The sequence below is a fragment of the Vibrio sp. GJ43-1 genome (assembly GCF_055808835.1).
Genome location: NZ_CM147885.1, coordinates 1128537 through 1149951 on the forward strand (window position 1 = coordinate 1128537; position 21415 = coordinate 1149951).

At 43.7% G+C, this 21415-nt stretch carries 18 protein-coding genes, 3 pseudogenes and 1 riboswitch; of the genes and pseudogenes, 9 read left to right on the plus strand and 12 right to left on the minus strand.

Annotation, left to right across the window (positions count from 1 at the left end):
- Positions 1–82: 82 nt before the first annotated feature.
- A complete protein-coding gene (locus AC0L66_RS22465; RefSeq protein WP_265677150.1) occupies positions 83–1300 on the plus strand; it encodes a multidrug effflux MFS transporter in 1218 nt (405 codons plus the stop codon).
- 10 nt (positions 1301–1310) lie between these two features.
- On the opposite strand, the gene mtgA is transcribed toward AC0L66_RS22465, so the two are convergent.
- Positions 1311–1976: a monofunctional biosynthetic peptidoglycan transglycosylase gene (mtgA, locus tag AC0L66_RS22470; protein ID WP_473569472.1), complete on the minus strand. Its 666-nt coding sequence runs from the start codon at positions 1974–1976 to the stop codon at positions 1311–1313.
- A gap of 190 nt (positions 1977–2166) precedes the next feature.
- Between mtgA and AC0L66_RS22475 the strand changes: the two genes are divergently transcribed.
- On the plus strand, positions 2167–2847 hold the full coding sequence (locus AC0L66_RS22475; protein ID WP_473569473.1) for a YSC84-related protein: 681 nt from the start codon (positions 2167–2169) through the stop codon (positions 2845–2847).
- 73 nt (positions 2848–2920) lie between these two features.
- Here the strand turns inward: AC0L66_RS22475 and AC0L66_RS22480 are convergent, their stop codons facing one another.
- Entirely contained in the window at positions 2921–4267 is a 1347-nt protein-coding gene (locus tag AC0L66_RS22480) for an MATE family efflux transporter (protein WP_473569475.1), read from the minus strand.
- 100 nt (positions 4268–4367) lie between these two features.
- Between AC0L66_RS22480 and AC0L66_RS22485 the strand changes: the two genes are divergently transcribed.
- The gene (locus AC0L66_RS22485; RefSeq protein ID WP_473569477.1) at positions 4368–5336 is read left to right on the plus strand and encodes a LysR family transcriptional regulator; all 969 of its coding nucleotides are present in this window, start codon (positions 4368–4370) and stop codon (positions 5334–5336) included.
- 111 nt (positions 5337–5447) lie between these two features.
- On the plus strand, positions 5448–5690 hold the full coding sequence (locus AC0L66_RS22490) for a hypothetical protein (protein WP_265677145.1): 243 nt from the start codon (positions 5448–5450) through the stop codon (positions 5688–5690).
- 186 nt (positions 5691–5876) lie between these two features.
- On the opposite strand, the gene AC0L66_RS22495 is transcribed toward AC0L66_RS22490, so the two are convergent.
- From AC0L66_RS22495 to AC0L66_RS22505, 3 genes are all read right to left on the minus strand, one after another.
- A complete protein-coding gene (locus AC0L66_RS22495; protein ID WP_473569478.1) occupies positions 5877–6125 on the minus strand; it encodes a hypothetical protein in 249 nt (82 codons plus the stop codon).
- A gap of 379 nt (positions 6126–6504) precedes the next feature.
- The gene (locus tag AC0L66_RS22500) at positions 6505–7713 is read right to left on the minus strand and encodes a hypothetical protein (RefSeq protein ID WP_473569480.1); all 1209 of its coding nucleotides are present in this window, start codon (positions 7711–7713) and stop codon (positions 6505–6507) included.
- Positions 7673–8224 (minus strand): ArnT family glycosyltransferase, encoded by a 552-nt coding sequence (locus tag AC0L66_RS22505; protein ID WP_473569481.1) that lies wholly within the window; start codon positions 8222–8224, stop codon positions 7673–7675. Before AC0L66_RS22505 ends, AC0L66_RS22500 begins: the two co-directional genes overlap by 41 nt.
- Positions 8225–8535: 311 nt before the next feature.
- Positions 8536–8599: riboswitch (Fluoride riboswitch) on the plus strand.
- Positions 8600–8701: 102 nt separating this feature from the next.
- Here AC0L66_RS22505 and AC0L66_RS22510 point away from each other — a divergent pair.
- Positions 8702–9394 carry an iron-sulfur cluster assembly scaffold protein gene (locus AC0L66_RS22510; RefSeq protein WP_265677142.1) on the plus strand — a complete coding sequence of 231 codons (693 nt, stop codon included), beginning with the start codon at positions 8702–8704 and terminating at the stop codon, positions 9392–9394.
- Positions 9395–9409: 15 nt separating this feature from the next.
- Positions 9410–10385 (plus strand): annotated as a pseudogene (locus tag AC0L66_RS22515) (GGGtGRT protein).
- Between the two features lie 131 nt (positions 10386–10516).
- Here the strand turns inward: AC0L66_RS22515 and AC0L66_RS22520 are convergent.
- The gene (locus AC0L66_RS22520; RefSeq protein WP_265677140.1) at positions 10517–12685 is read right to left on the minus strand and encodes a putative bifunctional diguanylate cyclase/phosphodiesterase; all 2169 of its coding nucleotides are present in this window, start codon (positions 12683–12685) and stop codon (positions 10517–10519) included.
- 569 nt (positions 12686–13254) lie between these two features.
- Between AC0L66_RS22520 and AC0L66_RS22525 the strand changes: the two genes are divergently transcribed.
- Entirely contained in the window at positions 13255–13938 is a 684-nt protein-coding gene (locus tag AC0L66_RS22525; protein ID WP_473569482.1) for an SH3 domain-containing protein, read from the plus strand.
- Positions 13939–14146: 208 nt separating this feature from the next.
- Here the strand turns inward: AC0L66_RS22525 and AC0L66_RS22530 are convergent, their stop codons facing one another.
- The 6 genes and pseudogenes from AC0L66_RS22530 to napF form a co-directional block, all read right to left on the minus strand.
- Positions 14147–14281, minus strand: a complete 135-nt coding sequence (locus AC0L66_RS22530; protein WP_265677138.1) for a TIGR02808 family protein — start codon at positions 14279–14281, stop codon at positions 14147–14149.
- A 10-nt stretch (positions 14282–14291) separates the two neighbouring features.
- Positions 14292–14871 (minus strand): annotated as a pseudogene (locus tag AC0L66_RS22535) (NapC/NirT family cytochrome c).
- Between the two features lie 25 nt (positions 14872–14896).
- Positions 14897–15358 carry a nitrate reductase cytochrome c-type subunit gene (locus AC0L66_RS22540; RefSeq protein ID WP_265677136.1) on the minus strand — a complete coding sequence of 154 codons (462 nt, stop codon included), beginning with the start codon at positions 15356–15358 and terminating at the stop codon, positions 14897–14899.
- Between the two features lie 81 nt (positions 15359–15439).
- Entirely contained in the window at positions 15440–17929 is a 2490-nt protein-coding gene (napA, locus tag AC0L66_RS22545; protein WP_473569484.1) for a periplasmic nitrate reductase subunit alpha, read from the minus strand.
- Positions 17926–18234, minus strand: coding sequence for a chaperone NapD (locus AC0L66_RS22550; protein ID WP_265677133.1), 309 nt, complete (start codon positions 18232–18234; stop codon positions 17926–17928). Before AC0L66_RS22550 ends, napA begins: the two co-directional genes overlap by 4 nt.
- A gap of 21 nt (positions 18235–18255) precedes the next feature.
- On the minus strand, positions 18256–18735 hold the full coding sequence (napF, locus tag AC0L66_RS22555) for a ferredoxin-type protein NapF (protein ID WP_473569486.1): 480 nt from the start codon (positions 18733–18735) through the stop codon (positions 18256–18258).
- Between the two features lie 256 nt (positions 18736–18991).
- On the opposite strand from napF, the pseudogene narQ reads away from it, so the two are divergent.
- Both narQ and AC0L66_RS22565 read left to right on the plus strand, forming a co-directional pair.
- Positions 18992–20711 (plus strand): annotated as a pseudogene (narQ, locus tag AC0L66_RS22560) (nitrate/nitrite two-component system sensor histidine kinase NarQ).
- Positions 20704–21336: a response regulator gene (locus AC0L66_RS22565; RefSeq protein WP_265677130.1), complete on the plus strand. Its 633-nt coding sequence runs from the start codon at positions 20704–20706 to the stop codon at positions 21334–21336. The pseudogene narQ and the gene AC0L66_RS22565 overlap by 8 nt, the downstream one beginning before the upstream one ends.
- The last annotated feature ends 79 nt before the right edge of the window (positions 21337–21415 follow it).

The following is a 21415-nucleotide window of genomic DNA, read 5'->3' on the forward strand; positions in this document are numbered from 1 at the left end:
CCCCTATTGTTTCCTGCTAAGACATAATCTATTTCCATCATACTCTATTATCATAAACTAATACGCAATATAGAATGTATACATGAATAAAGAACAGTCAAAATCATTTAATAAAACCCCTATGCTTTTGGCAATGATGATCATTGCTACTGGGCAAGTGGGCGTGAGCATTTATTTGCCATCATTGCCCTTGATCAGTGAGTCTTTGTCACTGACTCAGGTGGATGCGCAAATGCTTGTCACGCTGTTTTTAGTTGGGTTTGGTCTATCGCAGTTGTTTTATGGGCCGTTGTCGGACTCAATTGGCAGACGGCCAGTATTTTTACTTGGGCAGGGCATTTACTTACTTGGTACGCTGGTGTGTATTATTTTCGCCGACCATTTAATCGCGCTGGAAGCAGGGCGGTTATTGCAAGGGCTTGGTGCAGGCAGTGCGTCGGTGCTTGGGCGAAGTGTGCTTAGAGACAGCTATGATGGAAAGCAGCTGACAAAAGCATTGTCGTACATCTCCATGACCGCCTCTATTATGCCTATCGTAGCCCCCGTGTTTGGCGGTTGGGTGGCGTTTCAATGGGGCTGGCACGCGGTCTTTGTTTGTGTCCTTGCGTATCTTATTGCCATCTACCTCCTTGGTTGGCTTATTTTGCCAGAAACCTTGCCGTATAGCCCTAAACGCTTTGAAGTGCGAGGGGTTTTACACACCTATTCTAAGCTTATCGTCAACCCTCAAGTAATAGGCAGTGCTAGCTATAATTGGATCAGTTATTTAGGGGCTGTTGTCTCTTTGAGTATTTTCCCATTTTTAATGCAGCATGAGCTTGGTTTGACGGTTGCTGAGTACGGCTCAATAATGATCATCCCATCTGCAGGTTTATTGATGGGGAGCGTATCGCTCAACATACTTAACCGCTACTTTTCAAACGCATGGTTACTATTGCTGGCGATCACTATCATGGCATTATCAGGCTTATGGTTGCTAATGACGTCAATGTCTGTAGTGAATTTAATATTTGCGTTTACCTTGCTCACCGTGGCACAGGGTTTATCCTTTCCAATTTCAATTAGCTTGCTACTAGGACCGCATAAATCCCAGGCTGGTGCAGTGTCTGCGTTGTCGGGATCGATACAGATGATGATTGCTGGAGTACTAGGGGCCTATCTAGTTGAACATTGGATTGCCGGATCGAAAAGCTTGGGAAGCTTCTACATTGTTTCTGCTGCTCTGATGGCGTTGGTGTTACTGTTTAGCCAAGTGAGGCGGTACTCTTCTCAGCCTGTCATTGAAGACGGTAATGCGTAATGATCAAAGTTTACAACGGAATAGATCCGAGGTTGCTCATTTGCTGTATTACCCATTGCGTTCGTTGCTGAACATAGGGAGTAGCGGGCACAGGGCTAATGCGATAAGGGTTGGGCAGTACGACGGCAAGTTGCGCGCATTGTACTCGCGATAATTGACTGGCAGAAGTGCCAAAGTAGAACTGACTGGCGGCTTCTACACCATAAATCCCGGGTCCAAACTCAATGATGTTCAGGTAGAGTTCAATAATACGCTGCTTTCCTAAAATTAATTCCATTAATAGAGCGATGTAGAGTTCATAGGCTTTTCTAACGTATGTCTGACTCGGAAATAGGAGGAGGTTCTTTGCGGTCTGCTGGGTGATTGTGCTCGCCCCCCGCCTAGAAGAAGCGCTATTTTCACTTAATGCGTTTAACGTTGAGTCGATGTCGACACCATAATGGTTTGCGAATTGTTGGTCCTCAGATGCAATGACTGCCAACGTCATGTCTGGCGATATATGTTCAATGGGTAACCAACTGTGAAGCACATTGTCTGGGTAGCTTTCTGGAGGAAAAAAGGTACGATTAATTTGCCAGCCCCAGACTGGGGGGTTAATAAATTTTAGCGATGTAACAAGCAAGATAGGTACACCGACAAGAATGAGTATGGTATTGATTAATATCTTCTTTATCATAAAATTCAGAATGTTACTCAATTTCCGCATGTAGGGTATTGTAGGTCGAACTTTTCATGACGGCTAGCTTGAAGTGTCAACTTGGTCGCGTTTTTTTGTATTAATTGGAACTATCTACAGACGTACTCGTCTATATCATCAGTAATGTTCAGCAGTAATGTTCAGCAGTAATGGTTTATTAAGGAACGATATGTTAGTTAACTTTGGGCGATATGCGACATTGGTGGCTTGTTTAACAGTCACACCTACGGCATTGGCACAAGGCACTGAATCGGCACCAGTGAGGGATGTCAGTGACACATCACCGATTGCTGAAACCACAACGACACCAGCCGACACTCACGCGACGGCTTCAAATGCGCCAACGAGTAAAATTGAAGCGACGATGAATCGCTTCAAAGAAGCTCAAGCCACTCACTCTTTTTTTGATAATGCGTACGGATATGCGGTCTTCCCAACGGTGGGGAAAGGCGGATTTGGTCTAGGTGGTTCTTATGGAGAAGGGCAGGTATTTCGTCAAGGTGTTCACGTTGGGGAAACGACCTTAGCTCAGTTGAGTTTCGGTCTGCAGCTTGGTGCGCAGGCGTATAGTGAGATCATATTTTTTGAAACAAAAGCGGATTATTACGCATTTACCAGTGGTAGCTTTGAGTTTGGTGCGCAAGCTTCTGCCGTTGCCATTACTTTAGGTGCCAGTGCTCAAGCAGGCTCTACCGGAGCGGGAGCACAAGCTGGTGATAAGCAAAGTAAAGCGGCTTACATTAATGGAATGTCAGTATTTACTATGACGAAAGGTGGTCTGATGTATGAAGCTGCCATTGGTGGGCAAGGATTTACCTTCGCCCCCAATGATAATTACGACAACCAATGATACAGAATTAAAAAAGCCTCCAATTTGAAATCTGGAGGCTTTTTTAAGTACATTTAATAATCTTTAGAGAAATTTAATAGTTAGATGCCTGTTGTAGAGGCATGTTGGTTTTTAGTTTTACAGCTAAATGTATAAGAAGCATGATGCCAGTCACGGCAAGCCCAATTAAGATCCCGCCCCAAATTCCCGCCATCTGGTAATGTTGCATGAGATACCAAGCTGAAGGAAGACCAAACACCCAGTATCCAATGCCGCTCATGATGGTCGGAACAATCACAATCTTCATTCCACGCAGTAGATTCATAGCGAGTAATTGCCATGCGTCTACCACGAAACACAACGCCACAACCCAAATTAGCGATGACAGCATTTGCGTTAGGTGAGAATCACCTTGCTCATCGAGTTGGAACAAGTTTGCAATAGCATCAGGCCAAACGAGAAATACAACAGCCAGTACGGCACTGAGAATGGTAACAAGCGTAAAGCTGCGTTTCGCGGTGGCTTTGATGCCTGCCAAATTGTCGTTACCGAAATCTTTACCAACTAAAATAGCCGCCGCTTGTGAGAACCCAAAATTAATATTCCAAGTAAAACTGAGACACTGTAACAGGATTTGATGGAGCGCTAACGCGGCAACACCAATCATGCCTGACATCAGTGTCCCTCCGTAAATTAGCCCCATCTCAAGCGCGGCTGCGATAGCGATAGGCAAGCCCATTGAAATCAGTGGCATCACTAGTTTCCAGGTATACTCTTCAAGATGTAACCAAGGTGCATATTTATAATAAACAGGACGTTTAAATACCCAGATGCCATAACCAATGAGCACGATAGATGCGGCTAGAACCGTACCAATCCCTAGGCCCGCTATTCCCATACTGAAGCTAAATGCTAGCCAATAGCTAAGTGGTACGTTCAGCAGAACCGTAACGAGAGACATCACCATTACCGATTTCGCATCACCAAAGTTACTGGTGAGCCCACGTAAAATTAATAGTAAAAGGGTAGGAAGCATTGCCCATTTGAGAGTATCTAAATACGCCATCGCAATACCAATAGTGCTTTCAGGTTGTTTGGCAAGAACCAAGAATTGAGGCGCAAAAGCAAAGAGTAGTGTTAACAATACACTAAGGAAAACGGACAGTATCACGGCTCCCTTGATGGCTAGCCGAATTTGTTTGTGTCCAAATTCAGGCCTTGCCACCGCTTGACCGTAGGCAATGGCGATCAAATTGGCGACGCACCCTACCGTACTACCAGCAACTAAGAAAACAAAGGTGTAAACGGACGCCCCTAATCCACCGCCTGCGAGGTCAGCTACGCTAAGTTTAGCCATCATCCAGACATCGGTGAGCACAAGCGCCATGGATATAAGTTGAGAAATAATAAGTGGGGTCGCAAGGGACAGGATTTTCTTCATGATAGCCTCGGGTAATGATTTGGCTATTTTATATTGGTGTCAATGGTGTTCAAGCAACATTTGTGTCACTCTGGTATGACTTATAATCATGTGAACAAATATGAACCCATATTCAAGTATTCCCTATTCGCACAATAGCCTTAAAGTATTTGAGGTTGTTGCAAGGCATATGAGCTTTACGCTAGCAGCCAATGAGCTTAATGTTACCCAAAGTGCAGTGAGTCGCCAGGTCAAACAGCTTGAGGATGAGTTAAACGCATCTCTAATTGTAAGAGGTCATCGCAGCATACAGTTAACACTGAAAGGTAAGGAGCTGTATGAAGTGCTTGGTCGAAATTATTTAGCGTTGCAGTCATTATTGGAATCTTGGCGCATGTTGCCAAATCAAAAAATAGTCATTCGAGCAGCGCTAAGTTTTGCGACTCGTGCTTTGCTGCCCAAGATACAGCAGCTCAGTGAACGTTATCCGAACAATGAAATTGTTGTGATTCCTGTGATTGATGAAGAAGAAGGGTTAAGAGCGGGAGATTATGATCTGTTTGTCTTTACCACTCGTTATGGAAAGCAATTTGAAGATGACCCAGAGATTCTATTCCTACGCGAGGAATACATGGCGCCTATGTGTACTAAGCCATTAATGAACAATCATGGGGATATGAAAACCTTATTATCGTTACCTAGACTTCACCCAACACTTGATCACCACGACTGGCGAGTATGGCTAAAGAAAATTGGTCATACTGATGAGAAACCTGTACGAAACTCGACGTTTTACACTCTTGACTTAACACTAAGTGCTTGTTTATCTGGTCAAGGTGTTGCCGTTACAGACCTATTGCTCGCTTTGCCGGAGCTCGAGCGAGAGTACCTTTTTTGCCCACAAGAAGCCCCCGTTCACTATAGTGCATGGCGCTATTACTGCCACAAACGTACCGACTCAGCTATCGTTGATGAGTTAGTGGAATGGCTTAAGCAGGAAACGCAACATGAATTAGACCAGCTTGCTCGTTTATCTCAACGGCATAATTGGGGGCTACCCACCTCGCTATTGCCAAAAACTAGCGATTAATCACTGAAATTTTTGACCGGACTTGATAGGTTGCACGTAGACTTTGGGGTGATAGGGATGTGTGGATTATATGGTTAACCGCGTAGACCCAAGCAATATAGGTGCAAGTACATGAGAAGTTGGATATTTTTATTAGCGTGTATTGCTATTACAGTCTGGATGATATTTGATTCAGGTAAGTCTGAGCAGGTGATGTCATTGCTGAGTGATCTTAGTTTACATGACGTTACATTGCCAAGTAAGGATGAACTTGCGCAATACGTCAGTGAAGGGTTTTACTACATTGCGTTGTTGATTGGTGTCGTTTATTTAGGTCGAAAATTTAAAAGCCAGCGTCGTAGCCAAGATTCATAATTACGATGCTTAGGTTGAAAGACCCAGACCCACTTAATAGAAATACCGGAATATAAAAAGGCGTTAACGATTACTATCGTTAACGCCTTTTTTGCTTATCTATCTATCTATGTCGTGGATAAATCGACGAGTACTTAAAGCCATGCAACGGTTCGTTCGACGTGGCACAGCTTAGTGAGTCAACATTTAAGCTTTACTGATTAGCCTAAGAATGGCTTTGTTAATGCCGATGAGGTCATTGATAGAGGAGGCACTATTTAGCGCTTCAATAAGTGATTCTTTGCTACAGCAAGGGATCATATCAATATTTTTAACCTTTCCAATGAGTGTACTTTGCATCAATTGGAACGTTTTTTCTTCAAACATGTCAGTAGTCCGCCTTTGATGTTGTTGTATTAAGGTTGGAGAAGTGAGCGTTGCTTTATTAGATAGCATGCTACTCAAACCCCAACGAATCTTTATCGTTATAGTTTTTATGGGTAAGCCAATTTACCGCGAGCATGGTAGTCGTTTGCGAATTTCGAATCAAATGGAAAGATGATATAGATGGGCTGAGAGCATTACTTACTTGGATTGTTGAGTAAATAGTTATTGTTTTTACTTTTAAAAACAATAGCTTATAATTACCCATACCGAATGGAATTTAACGTTACAAATTGCGAAGTTGCATAATAAATTATTCAACCCTTAATAGTGTGATCCTTAGCGCAAATATATGCGTCATATTACGTAAGGGTGGGTTTTGTATGAAAAATAAACGAGCGTTACCGCTCGTTTATTTGAAGTTTAAGGCGTCTCGCAATTAAATGACGAATTAGTCAGGAGATAGCCAAAAAACTGCGTCTTTGACCTTATCACTTCTTGGGGTACCTTTCGCAAGAATCGTGAATTGAGTATCACCTCGTAGTCCGGTAAATTCGCGAATTTCAGTCACTGAATTACTACGGTCTAAAAGAACGTAATCATAATCTGGATCGACGCCATCAAGGATATCTTGAGCTCGGGCTAGACTTACTTCAGGTACCGCCCAATCATGATAGAGGAAGAAGATGGATGTCATCGTTTCTGAGAAACGCAGACTAGCAGTACGCTCTCTTTTCTCTTCAGGTATTTGATTCACAAATGTTTGTAAATCAGGTTTCATGTCTTTAGCGATATCTATAGCTGGGAATAGATAAGTAAAGGCGCTTGAAAAGAACAGTGCAGTGATGATGGCAAATTTACTCCATTGAGGCCATGGTTTGCGTTCAACGACAATCATTAGCGCGATTGCAGCCAGCGGGATTAACGCTACCCAGTGCCAAGAGGTTAGCCACGCCATCAGCGCAGGTGGAATTTTATGTGCTGGAAGCAAGCCCGCCCATAGTGGAACTACAGCAAATGCAATTAGCACGAATGACATCAGTGCCAACCACCCACGACGGTACCAATCTAACCATTTGCCAGCAAATGTTTGCAGTGCGTCCGCAATCATAAGGGCGAATAGAGGCATTAATGGTGCCAAATACATCGAGCGCTTCGTCACAGAGTAAGACAATACGAAGATCGCTAAGGTGAACCAGAAGATTAAAAATCCATCAATCCAGTTAAGCTGTTTAGGTTGGCGAAGTTTATAGAAGAAATGTCCAAGCCATAGAATAAGCAGTGGTGTCCAAGGTGCGCCGTATTCCATCACCCCCTTAACGTAATAGAAAGGTTTCCCTGAGTGGTTATGGCCAAGTGTATCTGTCGCCTTTCCAGTTAAACGACCGACTTGGTTATCCCAAAACCAGGCTTTCCACAGTTCCGGTGACGCTGTTTTATAAAACGGATAGATCCAACTAGCGGCAACAAGACACATGACGGCAATACCGACAATATGCATAACAACGAATCGGCCCATCGAGGCCGCTTCATCAGGAAACTGTTTACGTAACGAGAGTGCTCTAAGGACTAATGGAACCCAAGCTAAGCCAATACACAATACAATGGCGACAGGTCCTTTACTTAAGAACGCTAAGCCAGTGAACGCACTTAGCCACAATTAAATAGCCAAGCTTTTGACGTAAGTAAGCTTCAGAAAATGCCCATACCGCAGCAATAGTGGTAAACATAAGCGCAGCGTCAACGCGTAGCCAGTGAAAGTTGAGAATAAATCCTTCCAATGTGCCCAGGACCGCAAGCGCCGTCCAGGCGAAATTTTCACCTTTAAAAAGAAACGCAATACGATATGTTGCCGCGAGTGAGCCTAAACAGAGAAGCGCAAGTGCAAGTCGACCTGCCATGATGGCATCAAGACCAGTAAATTGCATAAGCAGCGTTGACATAACGAAGAACACAGGAGGCTTTTCAACAAAGGCAATACCAGCAAACTGTGGGATAATGTAATCCCCGGTTAAGTACATGCTGTGAATGATCGCTGCCACGCGCGGCTCATCGGGCGTCCATACGTCGTGGTCAAATAATCCACTGAATACGACCGCGACAATGGCAAGCAACAAACATACTTTCCAATGGGTGGCATTGGTCTGCTGGCTTGAAGGTGTTATTGACACTTTTCTTCTCCTTCAAAGTAGTCTTGTGAGAATGCGACTACTTTAAACAGTTAACAAATTTAAATAAAAGGGGGTGATTCTAAATAGCAATAGGTAACCCGGCAACGCTTACTTGCTGAAATGTGGCAATAAAAAACGCTTCCTGACGATATCTTGACATCACTATATCTTACCATTGATGTTATTAATGTCTGCAATTTGTAACGAAAGATACCATGATGCTTATTCTTTAATGAGTACTAAGGCGATTATTGATATGAAAAATGGTTATGGAGAGGCGTATTGCATAGAAGTGTGATTTTGATCTACTATTTATCACAGGTGATGGGGTTCCACCTACTTAACCGCCGTTCGGCTGATGACTCCTACAGTTTTTGAAAACAGGTGGTTCTGTTTAGACAATCTAATATTAGGTTGCGAACTGTAGTGGTGTTTCATTTTCCCTAACCCCTGTTTTCCTTGAATAAGGAAAACACCATGCAATATGCTCAAGAAATCCAATCAATGTGCCCGATCCAAAGGGGCGATCTTCATGCGTCAGCCCCCATTCCTGTTGAAGGCCGTTGGGTAAATCCGAAAGAGGTTATCGCGATCTCTGGTCTTAGCCATGGTGTCGGATCCTGTGCTCCACAGCAAGGCGCTGCAAAGCTTACCCTTAACGTGAAAAAAGGCATCATTCAAGAAGTGCTTATTGAAACAATAGGCTGTTCAGGCATGACACACTCCGCAGCAATGGCGTCAGAAATTCTTACCGGTAAAACTCTCCTTGAAGCGATGAATACCGACCTTGTTTGTGATGCTATTAACGTCGCAATGAGGGAAATATTTTTACAGTTTGCTTATGGGCGCACGCAATCAGCGTTTTCCTTGGATGGACTAGAAATTGGCGCGGCGTTAGAAGATTTAGGTAAAACGCAACGCAGCCAAGTCGGTACCAGCTACTCAACATTGCTTAAAGGCCCACGATATATGGAAGTGGCGGAAGGCTATGTGACGGCCCTTGCATTAGATGAAAACGGTGAAATCATCGGTTATGAGTATCTTAATTTAGGCAAGATGATGGCCGAGGTTAATAACGGCTCCTCTGCTGATCAAGCAATGAAATCTGCGAAGGGGACGTACGGCCGCTTTGATGAAGCAACGACCACGGTTAACCCACGTCAAAACTAAATTGAGGACACGATTATGACTGCGAACAAACAAATGTTACTAAGTGAAATGAATCTGACCTCGATTGAAGAGGCTTACCAGTATTGTCTTGAAAGACATATTGATCCCCCAAAACTGGTATTAGATACACAACCCATTGCCTTTGATAACGCTTGTGACGCCTATACGTTAGGCACCGCGTTAGCAATTTATAGGCAGGCAGGCAATGCGGCTAGTGCGGCGAAGATAATTGGTGAAGGCTTACAAGCTTTTTGTAAAGTCGGTAGTGTGGCGGAGCAAAGGTTGGTCGGATTAGGCCATGGTGCGTTGGCCGCTCGTTTACTGAGTGACGACACCCAATGTTTTGCTTTTCTTGCTGGACATGAGTCTTTTGCGGCGGCGGAAGGTGCCATCAAAATCGCACTGAATGCGAACAAGTCCCGCCAAACCCCGTTACGAGTGATTCTTAATGGGCTAGGCAAAGATGCAGCGTACTTGATTGCGCGAATTAATGGATTTACTTATGTACGTACCCAATTCAATTATACCTCCGGTGATCTAACGGAAGTGAGCCGTAAGCGGTTTTCAAAAGGTGAGCGAGGAGAGATCTTGTGTTATGGCGCCGACGATGTGCGTGAAGGTGTTGCTATCATGCATACCGCAGGCGTAGATGTAAGTATTACCTAGCAATTCAACCAATCCAACGCGATTTCAGCACCCGGTTGCGGGAATATATAAATCGGAAAGGTTGAATCAAGGACAACCGTATTTTTCAGTTGCTTCGGGCGGCGGTACGGGGCGTACACTACACCCTGACAATGTCGCAGCTGGGCCTGCAAGTTACGGTATGACTGATACCATGGGACGAATGCACGCAGACGCACAATTTGCAGGGAGTTCATCAGTACCTGCACATGTTGCAATGATGGGTTTCATTGGTATGGGGAACAACCCAATGGTGGGGGCATCGGTTGCTCTCGCTGTTGAAGTCGATATGCGACTTAATCGTTAATATGGGTCATTAGTTGAAGCAAATACAGCTATATGCTCTTATGTATGGGCGCATAGCGTTATAACGGGTATTTATAGAGTAGCAAATTCGCCAGCATGGCGAATTTGCTAGGAAGCGTTCGGGAGAGAGCGCTATAACTTTATAACGTTGGATTCGTTTTCGTTGATTAATCGATTGACGAACTGATCGACTGGGATTGGACGGTCATAGTAATATCCTTGCCCGATTTGACAGCCAAATTGGGCAAGTTTTCTAGCTTGCTCACGTGTTTCGATACCCTCAGCAACAACTAATAAATCTAAGTTCTTTGCCATGGCGATCATTGCCTGAACCAGCTGCTGGTCTTTAACGTCGGTGGTAATATCTTTGATGAAAGATTGATCGATTTTAATGCCGTCTACAGTAAAACGACGTAAGTAGCTTAACGAAGAATACCCGGTTCCAAAGTCATCCAGCCATACCTCTATACCACTTTCACGAATGGCTTTAAGCGATTTTTCTGCCTCGTCTTCATCTTGCAGTAAGAGACTCTCTGTTATTTCCATACGGATGGTACGTGGTGGTACCTGATATTTTTCCATATAGAACGCGAACATCTCGACTAGGTTTTGTCTATATAGTTGTTTCGATGAAATATTAATCGATGCATGAAAGTTGCTATCGAAATAGGGCATCCATTGTTGGATTTGAAAGCATAAGTTTTCAATGAGCCATTGTCCAAGCGGAAGAATCATAGCCGTTTCTTCTGCAATGGAGATGAAATCTAATGGAGAAATGAGCCCGATTGTAGGGTGATTCCAGCGAACAAGAGACTCCGCACCAACGGTTTTTCCGGTCTTTAGGCAAACAAGTGGCTGGAACCACAGTTCGAATTGTTTTAGATCTGCGAGCGAGCGGCGTAGTTCTCGCTCCATGTTCGCTCTATGCACAACAGATTTAAACATTTTTGGTGTAAACAGTTTATGGGTGTTTTTACCGTCAAACTTGGCGCGATACATCGCAATGTCGGCATGTTTTATCAGTTCATCTGCTGATTTTCCGTTATATGGGTAGCGTGCCACACCAATACTGCCACCTACGACTAACTCTTCGTTTTCCATGAGGATAGGGGATCGCACAGCGACAAAAATTTTGCGCACGACAGAGTCCACGTCTTGAATTGATTTCAGGTGTGGTATCAGCATTAAAAATTCATCGCCACCAATACGTGAAATCATTGTTAGAGGGTGATTATTGGTCAGCTCTTTCGCGCAAAGGGTGAGCTTTTCTGCGAGTCGAATGAGTAAGAAATCACCACTATCATGACCGTAGTTGTCGTTAACGACTTTGAATTCATCTAAGTCTAAAAAGAGTACTGAGAAAGACGTCGCAGGGTAAGATTTGATTGTGTTTTGTAGGTGTTGAATAAATTGCGTGCGATTTGGTAAGTCAGTTAACGCGTCATGATAAGCAAGGTGCGTAATTTTTTGTGTTCTTTGTTCTAGCTTTGCAGCCATCGCGCGAATTGCGGTGCTTAGCTCACCAATCTCATCGTTACGCTCGACAGTCGCGATATTTTCTGTGGAGCCGAACTCACCTCTTCCAATAGCGTTAGTATGTTGAGTGAGGCTAGTAATCGGGTCACTCCAACGTTTTGAGATCACTGAAGCGGCAATGGCCGAAAAAATCAGCATCACAGCTGATACCGCAAATAAGATCACTGAGAGCTCTTGGTTTATTTGGTCGTTGATCGTTGAGACGACCGTATCCGCACTCTCAACATGACTATGAATGCTGTTTGTAGTCATGCTGATATAAAGCGCAGCAATGACTTTTTGGTCAGCGAAGATAGGTTGCAGACGCGTAAAGGTGTTTTTGCGAAACTCTGTTATCGCTTTACGCTGAGAAAACACCACCTCTACATGCTGTTTGAGTTGATTTTGCTCTAAAGCGGATAAATTGTGTGTTACCTGCGCACTTATATCTGACGTTAATGATTGCGCCTTACTGTCTAAAAGTAAGAGTGTCGGGTTTTCCGGTAAAGACTGTAAAGGCGACAGGAGTTTGGCGACTTGTTCCATATCGGAATGCTTTAGTGGCTCTGCCAAAATTTGAGATAGGTAGAGTGAGACTTGTTGTGCATTCTGCATTAGATGAGTTTTAGTTGCGAGCTCGTAACGAGCGGAGAGTTCACTGCGTAGATGCTCAGACTGTTTTGCTGATAGCCAAAAGTGGATCGACGCGCTCACTAGTATTAAAGTCACTGCGAGCATAAACGTGACAAATGTGTATTGGCCTTGAAGCTTAAATTTAAATCTCATTAATTCACTTTGCCTAATAAAGCGGTGAATGATCGGTGCTCAATATTTACAAGGTGGAATCTATTGATAAAATGGTCATCTATACCGTTGGCTGAAGACAATTTTGCCATATCAGAGAGGCGAATTCGTTTAATTATCGTGTTCAGTCGTGACACTGATGTACAGATACGGATATTCGACACCGAGATTCCTTGTAGACGAGTCTCTAATTAGACTAGTTGATTCTGGCCCAGTAGCGAGAAAATAACTGACGCGCTATGGTATAGGGTAAATGAACAAAATAGCGTTACGGTCGATTTAATGGTAGTAATGATATAGCGTACAATTGTTATGCAATTTAATGTGTTACGCGTTAAATTGAATTATACGTTATGGCTACAAACATAAAAACCGACTTACCATAAATGATGTGTGTTTGTATCATTTGTGGTGATTGGTTTTCAAGGAAATATTGCCCTGCACTATAAAATAGTGTGCTGAGATTGTGACCTTAGTTCTAAACTGCGTATTAACGTTGTCCTAGTTTGAGCGTTAATATAGTCGAGAATGACATTTTTAATGAGATGAATGTGAAAAAGAAATTTTGGATTGCTGCAATTATCATACTGGTTATTGGCTTTGCGGGTGCTATCTATTGGTATGGTTTTTTAGCCAGTGATGATGAACCGATAGACAGTGGAGCGCTAAAACATGCGGTTGTCTCTGAGAGAAAAGTCATCGTTCCTACACCGCATGAGGAAACGCAAGAAACCACGCAAGATCCAGCCATCGACTCACCGAGTCATTACTTCGTTTCCAAAGCTTATGTGCCAATTCATGCTCAACCTACGGAACAGGCGTTAGTCGATGGGACCGCTTATTATGGTGAAAAACTACGAGTGATGGAGCATACCGCGGAATGGATTCGAATCGCGCCCATTTATCAAATGGAAGAAGGTGAAGAAGAAGTGTCTCAATGGGTTCGCATTAGTGATTTATCCAGAGAGGCAGTGAGCTTAACGGGCAGCAAGTGGCAGGAAATTTTAGCGGGATATCTGTCTCAAAGTGACGACTATAATCTGCATCAGGCGCGTTTTATGGATACGTCAACGGCGCTATTAGAGAGTAAGCAGTGTCGTTTGTATGATTTTGAGCAGGTTGGTGGTTGGATAAAGTCGATGAGTCATCCTGATAATGTCTATTTTACTTACTGTGGTGGTCTTGACGTATCGAATAAAATCTACCTAAACACGACGACAGGTGTTGTTTTTTAACGGCAGGTTTTGTTTCGAACTATAGTGTAAGGGGGAAGTGAGCGTCTATGACCCATCCCTTCAGCCTTTAAACAAGAAGAGGGCGGTAGCGACGGCTATTGATGGCTCACGAAGTGATTTCGAGAGAGTGAATTACATAGGTTATTTTGGTTAATGCCAACGAAAAAAGCAGACGTTATTACGTCTGCTTTTTAATATTGGCTTTCGCTTACAACTCTTTATCTTTACTTAACGATAAGAACCAAAGTGATACGGCTGCCACAACAGCAAAACCCGAAAGTATAATCACTGGCATGGCGGCATAGCCAAGTGCGTGCCAAATAAACGACTCTAATGTACTCATTTAGTGCTCCTTATTGCCAACCTTCAACGCCATGCATGTCTGGTAGTTTGTGCGCGATGCCTTTGTGACAATCTACACACGTTTTTTCACCTGATGCTAGAGCTGTCGAGTGCTGTCTCACGCTTCGAGGGCCTTGCTCTGAGAAATCCATAAATTCAAATTCGTGACAGTTACGACACTCCAATGAATCATTATTTTTTAGGCGAGCCCATTCCCTTTCTGCGAGGTGCGCTCGGCGGGCTTGGAATTTCTCAGGCGTATCAATCGTTCTGGTGACAAAGTGAGCAAACAACTCTTTCGATGCCTGAACCTTACGTACAATTTTGTCTGTCCATTCATGAGGGACGTGGCAATCAGAACAGATAGCTCGAACACCTGAGCGGTTAGAGTAGTGGATTGTTTCTTGGATCTCAGCGACGATTGGTGCATGACAACCAGAACAGAATTCTTCTGTATTGGTTGCTTCCATTCCCGTGTTGAAAGCACCCCAGAATAACAAACCACTAAGCGAAACCCATAAAGAGTATAATGCCAGCTGCGGCTTTGCTTGGGGACTTTAAACGCATCCAAAATGCTTTTAAAAGTTTCATATATAGCCTCTCTTAACGTCTATGGCTATTTATCACGCAGTGAATCAACGCGTTCAAAATCGTTACCAACTAGTGGTTTTGCATCTGCCTGAGGAACGTGGCACTGCAAGCAGAAATAACGACGAGGAGAAACATCGGCAAGTACAGCGTCTTCACGGTTCATGTAGTGAGTCACGCTGATCTTTGTCGCACCCATTTCTTTCGCATTTTTCCAACTATGACAGGCTAAACATTTGTTTGCGTTAAGTGATACTTCATATCCACGGATTTGGTGTGGTACCAATGGTGGCTGGTATACATAATCACTTTCGATGACTTGATCTCGGGGGTATTTTTTGAAATCGTCAGCAGGACGAGTATCTTCCAACTCAGACGCACCGCGTAGTGATTCAACACCACCAATGCCACCAGGGTTATTCAGCTCTGCTTGTGCTAGGCCAGTAAGCAACGCACCAACAGAAAGAACAGCGACTAACAGTTTTTTCATTTTATATTCTCCGCCAAATGGCTAATTCTTCGAAGGCTGCCCAAAAAGTTGGACAGCTTCACAACATATTCTTGATTCTAATTACGCAACTTTAGTAATTTTCACTGGACACTTCTTGAAGTCCGTCTGCTTAGACAGAGGATCAGTTGCATCTAAGATCAGTTTATTAATCAAGATTCGTGCATCGAAGAATGGTACAAATACCAATCCTTGAGGCGGACGGTTACGACCACGTGTTTCAACACGAACTCGTACTTCACCACGCTTGTTAGACATCACAACTTCGTCGCCACGACGCAGACCGCGTGACTTGGCATCTTCTGGGTGGATGTAACATACCGCATCTGGGACGGCTTTATACAGCTCTGGAACACGGCGTGTCATTGTACCGGTATGCCAGTGCTCAAGAACACGGCCTGTACATAACCAAAGGTCAAACTCTTCGTTTGGTACTTCCGGTGGCGCTTCATATGGCGCTGAAATAATCCAAGCTTTGCCGTCTGGTTTACCATAGAAATCCCAGCCAGAGCCTTTCTTGGCATAGGGATCAGAGCCTTCTTTGTAACGCCATAGTGTTTCTTTACCATCAACAACAGGCCAGCGTAAGCCGCGAACTTGGTGATAGGTATCGTATGGGGCTAAATCATGGCCATGGCCACGACCGAATGCGGCATACTCTTCAAAGAGGCCTTTTTGGACGTAGTAACCAAAGTGGTGAGCGTCGTCGTTCAGTTCACGGGCTTCTTCGATAGGGAATTTATCGACTTGACCATTTGCAAACAGCATGTCGTACATGGTTTTACCACGGTACTCTGGTGCTTTTGCAAGTAACTCTTCCGGCCATACATCTTCCATCATGAAGCGCTTAGAGAATTCCATTACTTGCCATAGGTCCGATTTTGCTTCGCCAACCGTACCTACTTGTTGATACCAAGCTTGAGTACGACGCTCTGCGTTACCGTATGCGCCTTCTTTTTCAATCCACATTGCGGTTGGAAGGATAAGGTCATAAGCTTGCGCTGTTGCTGTTGGGTATGGGTCAGACACAATGATGAAGTTTTCTGGATTACGGTAACCAGGTAAACGCTCTTCGTTGATGTTAGGACCCGCTTGCATGTTGTTATTACATTGGACCCAATAGCAATTTAGTACGCCGTCGTTAAGCATACGGTCTTGCAGTACCGCGTGGAAACCTGGTTTTGGTGGAATGGTACCTTCTGGTAATTTCCATTCTTTTTCGGCAATAGCACGGTGTTTAGGATTAGCAACGACCATATCTGCTGGTAGACGGTGCGCAAACGTACCTACTTCACGCGCGGTACCACACGCTGACGGTTGACCCGTTAGAGAGAATGGGCTGTTACCAGGAGTGGCGATTTTATCGGTCAATAAGTGGATGTTATAAACCAGACCATTCATCCAAACACCACGTGTGTGTTGGTTCATGCCCATTGTCCATAGTGACATCACTTTAATGTTTGGATCCGCGTATTGCTTCGCAAGCTGAATCAGTTTTTCTTCTGAGACACCAGAAATTTCAGACGCTTTTTCAACAGTATAAGGGGCAACAGAGGCTTTGTACTGTTCAAAGTTGATAGCGCTCATCTTACCTGAGTTTGGATTCGCCGCTTCTTTTTGAAGTGGGTTATCATCTCGAAGGCCGTAACCGATATCTGTGTCAGCTTGCTTGAAGTTAGTGTGCTTGTTAACAAAGTCCCAGTTTACAGCATCGTTTTGAATGATGTAGTTCGCAATGAAGTTTGCAATGGCTAGGTCAGACTGTGGTTCAAAGATGTAACCTTCATCAGCAAGTTCAAATGAACGATGGTAATAAGTAGAAAGGACGTTCACTTTTACGTGTGGGTGGCTTAATCGACGGTCTGTAATGCGAGTCCAGAGTACTGGGTGCATTTCTGCCATGTTAGAGCCCCAAAGTACAAAAGCATCCGCATTTTCGAAGTCGTCGTAACAGCCCATTGGTTCATCGATACCAAATGCGCGCATGAAACCTACAACCGCAGATGCCATACAGTGACGTGCGTTCGGGTCAATGTTGTTTGAGCGGAAGCCCGCCTTCATCATCTTCGCCGCGGCGTAACCTTCCATGACTGTCCACTGGCCAGAGCCAAACATACCGACACTAGTTGGTCCTTTTGCTTTCAGTGAGGCTTTCCATTTCTCTGCCATAATGTCGAAAGCTTGATCCCAAGAAATCGGAGTGAACTCACCTTCTTTATCGTATTTACCATCAGTCATACGCAGCAGAGGTTGCTGCAGACGATCGTTACCATACATAATTTTTGAGAGGAAGTAGCCTTTAATACAGTTCAGACCTTTGTTCACAGGTGCTTCAGGGTCACCTTGTGTCGCAACAACTTTACCATTTTGTGTTCCGACTAAAACTGAACAGCCAGTACCACAAAAGCGACAAGGCGCTTTATCCCACGTGATTTTTGTTTGATCTGAACTAGCGATCAGATTGGTCGCAGAAGCGGGTAGAGTGATACCGGCTACTGCGGCTGCTGATGCCGCTGCGTTCGCTTTCACGAACGCTCGTCTTGTCATTTTCATACTTCACCCTCAAGTTGGGAATGGTTACTTCCAGTGTTATCGTTTGAATCCTCTTCCAACCCAGTCTCTATTTGGTGATAGACTAAAGCAGTATTAAGGACATTCGGTAAGTTGTTGATAGCATCAATCGTGTCAGTGACGTAACCTTGATTTTCAGTTTCTAAAACGACAATAATTTTGCCGTCTTCACTTTCACCATAAATTTCAGCGTTATCGAATGCTTCGATTTGCGCTTTGATTTCTGTGAGGCACTCTGCCCGACAGTGAACTACTAAACTTGAAATGTGCACTTCATTTAGTGACATAAACAGTTCTTCTCATTGTTTTTATAAATTGCTCACAGAGATTGATGAAGTGGGGCAGATAGACACACATGCGCCACAACCACTACATTCACCTAACTCGATTTCTGGTAAAGCCACGCCACCCAATCTTAACTTGAATTGGATTGCCATCGTTTCACAAGCATCCCCGCAGCTTCGGCACTCGACATTTTTATGTGCTAAGCAGGAGTCTGTGATGCTTGCTTTGGCGTTCCAAGGCTGGCTGTCTTTATTATTAAATATAGGCTCTGGACAAATTTCTGCACATTTATAGCAAAAGGTGCATTCGTCTATTGTAAAGTTGATACTTGGGTAGCCGCCGTCAGCATGTTCGATGATACCCGTCTCACATGCATCGACACACTTCCCGCATCGAGTACACAGATCAGTAAACGTCTGGAGCTCATTAACCCAAGGTAACCGTATTTGTTTGCTATCAATGTTTTTGCGGGTAAAAAAACGACGCTTCGAAATATCAACCATTCACACCACCGATAAAGACTGTACGCGACACTTTTATTACTCTAGTTAGGAGCGATGCGTTCTGTTAACAATCTTTAATTAATAATCATATAAATTGTAAGTTTTGACACATTTGTATAAATACCCCTTAGGAGGTAATTGTAGGCTATCATTGTTTTGGATCAATAAATTACACGCCTTTGATAGACATAGTGTGATCTTGAAATTCCGACACAATGACATGAATTTAGAAAGTTATAGATGAGATGAACAAAATATGAAAAAGCCGAGCAAATCATTGACTGGAACAATAGCAAAAGCCATGATTTGTATTCTATTGTTGTCGGTGGTGACAACGAATTTTGCCATTCTAACGTTAGCGTCAAGTTTGAATGATGCTGAAGCGGTGAACGTATCAGGTTCGATGAGAATGCAAAGTTATCGACTTGCCCATGATATCCAATCGGACTCTTCGCTGTACTACCTACATGTTAAACAATTTGAAGCGTCTTTGTACTCACCGTCCATGCTCGCTCTGCAAGCATGGGATGTGCCAGAAAATATTACTCATGAATATTATCAGCTCATATATCGTTGGCATGATTTGAAAAAAGTGCTCGATGGTAACGATAGAGCTGAGTACCTACTTTTAGTGGCGGATTTTGTCGATAGAATCGATCACTTTGTGCTTAATTTGCAAGAACACTCAGAAAATAAGCTGATTCGTCTAGCGTGGGCTGGAGGTTTTGGACTTGGTGGTATTTTGATTGTCGCAGTGTATGTCGTTTTGTTTGTGAGGAGGCAAGTAGTACGCCCGCTCGGACAGCTTATATCGGCAAGCGAGCAAATACAGAATCGCTCTTTTGATGTGTCCGTGGATATTCGCTCAGATAATGAACTGGGCATCTTGTCTCGGGCATTTCAAAATATGGCTGAAGATCTCGGGAAACTCTATCGAGGTTTAGAGTTTGCGGTGAACGAAAAAGACCCACAAGCTACAGCATGCGCATCAGTCATTGCAAGTGTTGTATAAATCGTCGCAAGAACTGGCGGCGACACGAATTTCGCATGAGAATTTTCGCGCCATACTGACTTATATTTACAGTGTTGAAGGTGTCGTGGCAGTAGAATTAAAAGTTGATGAGGTGGAAGGTCGCCCGTGGATAGCGACAGAAGGTCAGTTTACTGAACACCCCATTCATACCAAGGTGCTCTATCTTGACGGGCAAACACTAGGTACCCTTCGTTATCAGCCTGGTCTTCCGTGCCCTGATGAAAAATTGATTGATAACTTTGTGTTGATCCTAGCTCGGGCCGTCTATTACAACAAAGCACAGAGACAAAGTGAGCATATAATTTTAATGGAGGAGCGAGCCACGATTGCACGTGAATTACATGACTCTCTAGCTCAGTCATTGTCTTACTTGAAAATACAGGTAACACTACTAAACCGTTCGTTATCGAAAGAGATGACAGATCTGCAGAGAAGCCGTTCGCAAGTGGTGTTGAATGACATCCGTACGGGATTAGATAGCGCCTATACCCAGCTTCGTGAGTTGCTGACGACGTTTCGCCTCTCGATTAAAGAGGGAACGTTTGGCGAAGCAATCGCAGAAATGTTGCACCAACTCGATGAACGGACCGAAGCTGAGATTGATCTAGATAATCAGCTATCCTCATTAGAATTAGGCGCGAATGAGCAAGTTCATTTATTACAGCTGATTCGTGAAGCGGTACTTAACGCGATCAAACATGCCTATGCCACTACCATTACGGTTTCGTGTATCGAAGAAGATAATGGCTTTGTTACTGTTAAAATTACAGATGATGGTGTAGGGTTCGACCAAAATACTGAAAAGCTAAACCACTATGGTATGAGTATTATGCAAGAACGAGCTGCGCGTTTAAATGCGCAGCTGACAGTGAATGCAGAACACAATGCTGGATGTGAAGTGGTGTTAATGTTTCAAAGAAGTAAGGAGCCACAGAGTGAGTGAATGTAAAGTCCTATTAGTCGATGACCACCCGCTAATGAGGCGTGGTATTGGGCAGTTGTTGAGTTTTGAAGATGAGTTTGATGTTATAGCAGAAGCGAGTAATGGTGCGGATGCGGTTGCTATGGCAAAAGAGCATAATCCAGACTTAATTTTGCTTGATTTGAATATGAAAGGTATGTCGGGTTTAGATACTCTAAAAGCACTACGCGAAGACGACTTTCAGGGACATATCGTCATCTTAACGGTTTCAGACAGTCCTGCAGATATTGAATCACTGGTTAAGGCAGGGGCGGACGGCTACTTACTCAAAGACACTGAGCCTGACGAAATCATAGAAAGATTGAATGGTTTATCTATTGGTGAAAAAGCATTCAGTAGCGTGATTGAAAAATACCTTGAGGAGCGTGGTAGCACGGAAGATGTATTCTCTTCGCTAACCGAACGCGAAACGCAAATTCTTCAGGAAGTCGCGAAAGGGTTTAGAAATAAACAGATCGCTGACCGCTTGTTTATCTCTGAATCGACAGTGAAAGTGCATATGAAAAGCCTGTTGAGAAAGCTTCAAGTACCTTCTCGAACCGCGGCGACTATTTTGTATCTTGAACGATATGGTGAGCTTAAATAGCGCTGATTTTATCGGTTTGCCTTTGAGACATATACAGTATAGAACCAAATATTATTAAAAGGGGTCAGCACTCAGTGCT

Bases quoted from the DNA above. Each gene is read 5' to 3' on its own strand.
- napA (WP_473569484.1), bottom strand. From the start codon at position 17,929: ATGAAAATGACAAGACGAGCGTTCGTGAAAGCGAACGCAGCGGCATCA.
- AC0L66_RS22480 (WP_473569475.1), bottom strand. From the start codon at position 4,267: ATGAAGAAAATCCTGTCCCTTGCGACCCCACTTATTATTTCTCAACTT.
- AC0L66_RS22520 (WP_265677140.1), bottom strand. From the start codon at position 12,685: ATGAGATTTAAATTTAAGCTTCAAGGCCAATACACATTTGTCACGTTT.
- AC0L66_RS22495 (WP_473569478.1), bottom strand. From the start codon at position 6,125: ATGCTATCTAATAAAGCAACGCTCACTTCTCCAACCTTAATACAACAA.
- mtgA (WP_473569472.1), bottom strand. From the start codon at position 1,976: ATGATAAAGAAGATATTAATCAATACCATACTCATTCTTGTCGGTGTA.
- AC0L66_RS22540 (WP_265677136.1), bottom strand. From the start codon at position 15,358: ATGAAAAAACTGTTAGTCGCTGTTCTTTCTGTTGGTGCGTTGCTTACT.
- napF (WP_473569486.1), bottom strand. From the start codon at position 18,735: ATGGTTGATATTTCGAAGCGTCGTTTTTTTACCCGCAAAAACATTGAT.
- AC0L66_RS22465 (WP_265677150.1), top strand. From the start codon at position 83: ATGAATAAAGAACAGTCAAAATCATTTAATAAAACCCCTATGCTTTTG.
- AC0L66_RS22550 (WP_265677133.1), bottom strand. From the start codon at position 18,234: ATGTCACTAAATGAAGTGCACATTTCAAGTTTAGTAGTTCACTGTCGG.
- AC0L66_RS22485 (WP_473569477.1), top strand. From the start codon at position 4,368: ATGAACCCATATTCAAGTATTCCCTATTCGCACAATAGCCTTAAAGTA.
- AC0L66_RS22530 (WP_265677138.1), bottom strand. From the start codon at position 14,281: ATGAGTACATTAGAGTCGTTTATTTGGCACGCACTTGGCTATGCCGCC.
- AC0L66_RS22510 (WP_265677142.1), top strand. From the start codon at position 8,702: ATGCAATATGCTCAAGAAATCCAATCAATGTGCCCGATCCAAAGGGGC.
- AC0L66_RS22475 (WP_473569473.1), top strand. From the start codon at position 2,167: ATGTTAGTTAACTTTGGGCGATATGCGACATTGGTGGCTTGTTTAACA.
- AC0L66_RS22490 (WP_265677145.1), top strand. From the start codon at position 5,448: ATGAGAAGTTGGATATTTTTATTAGCGTGTATTGCTATTACAGTCTGG.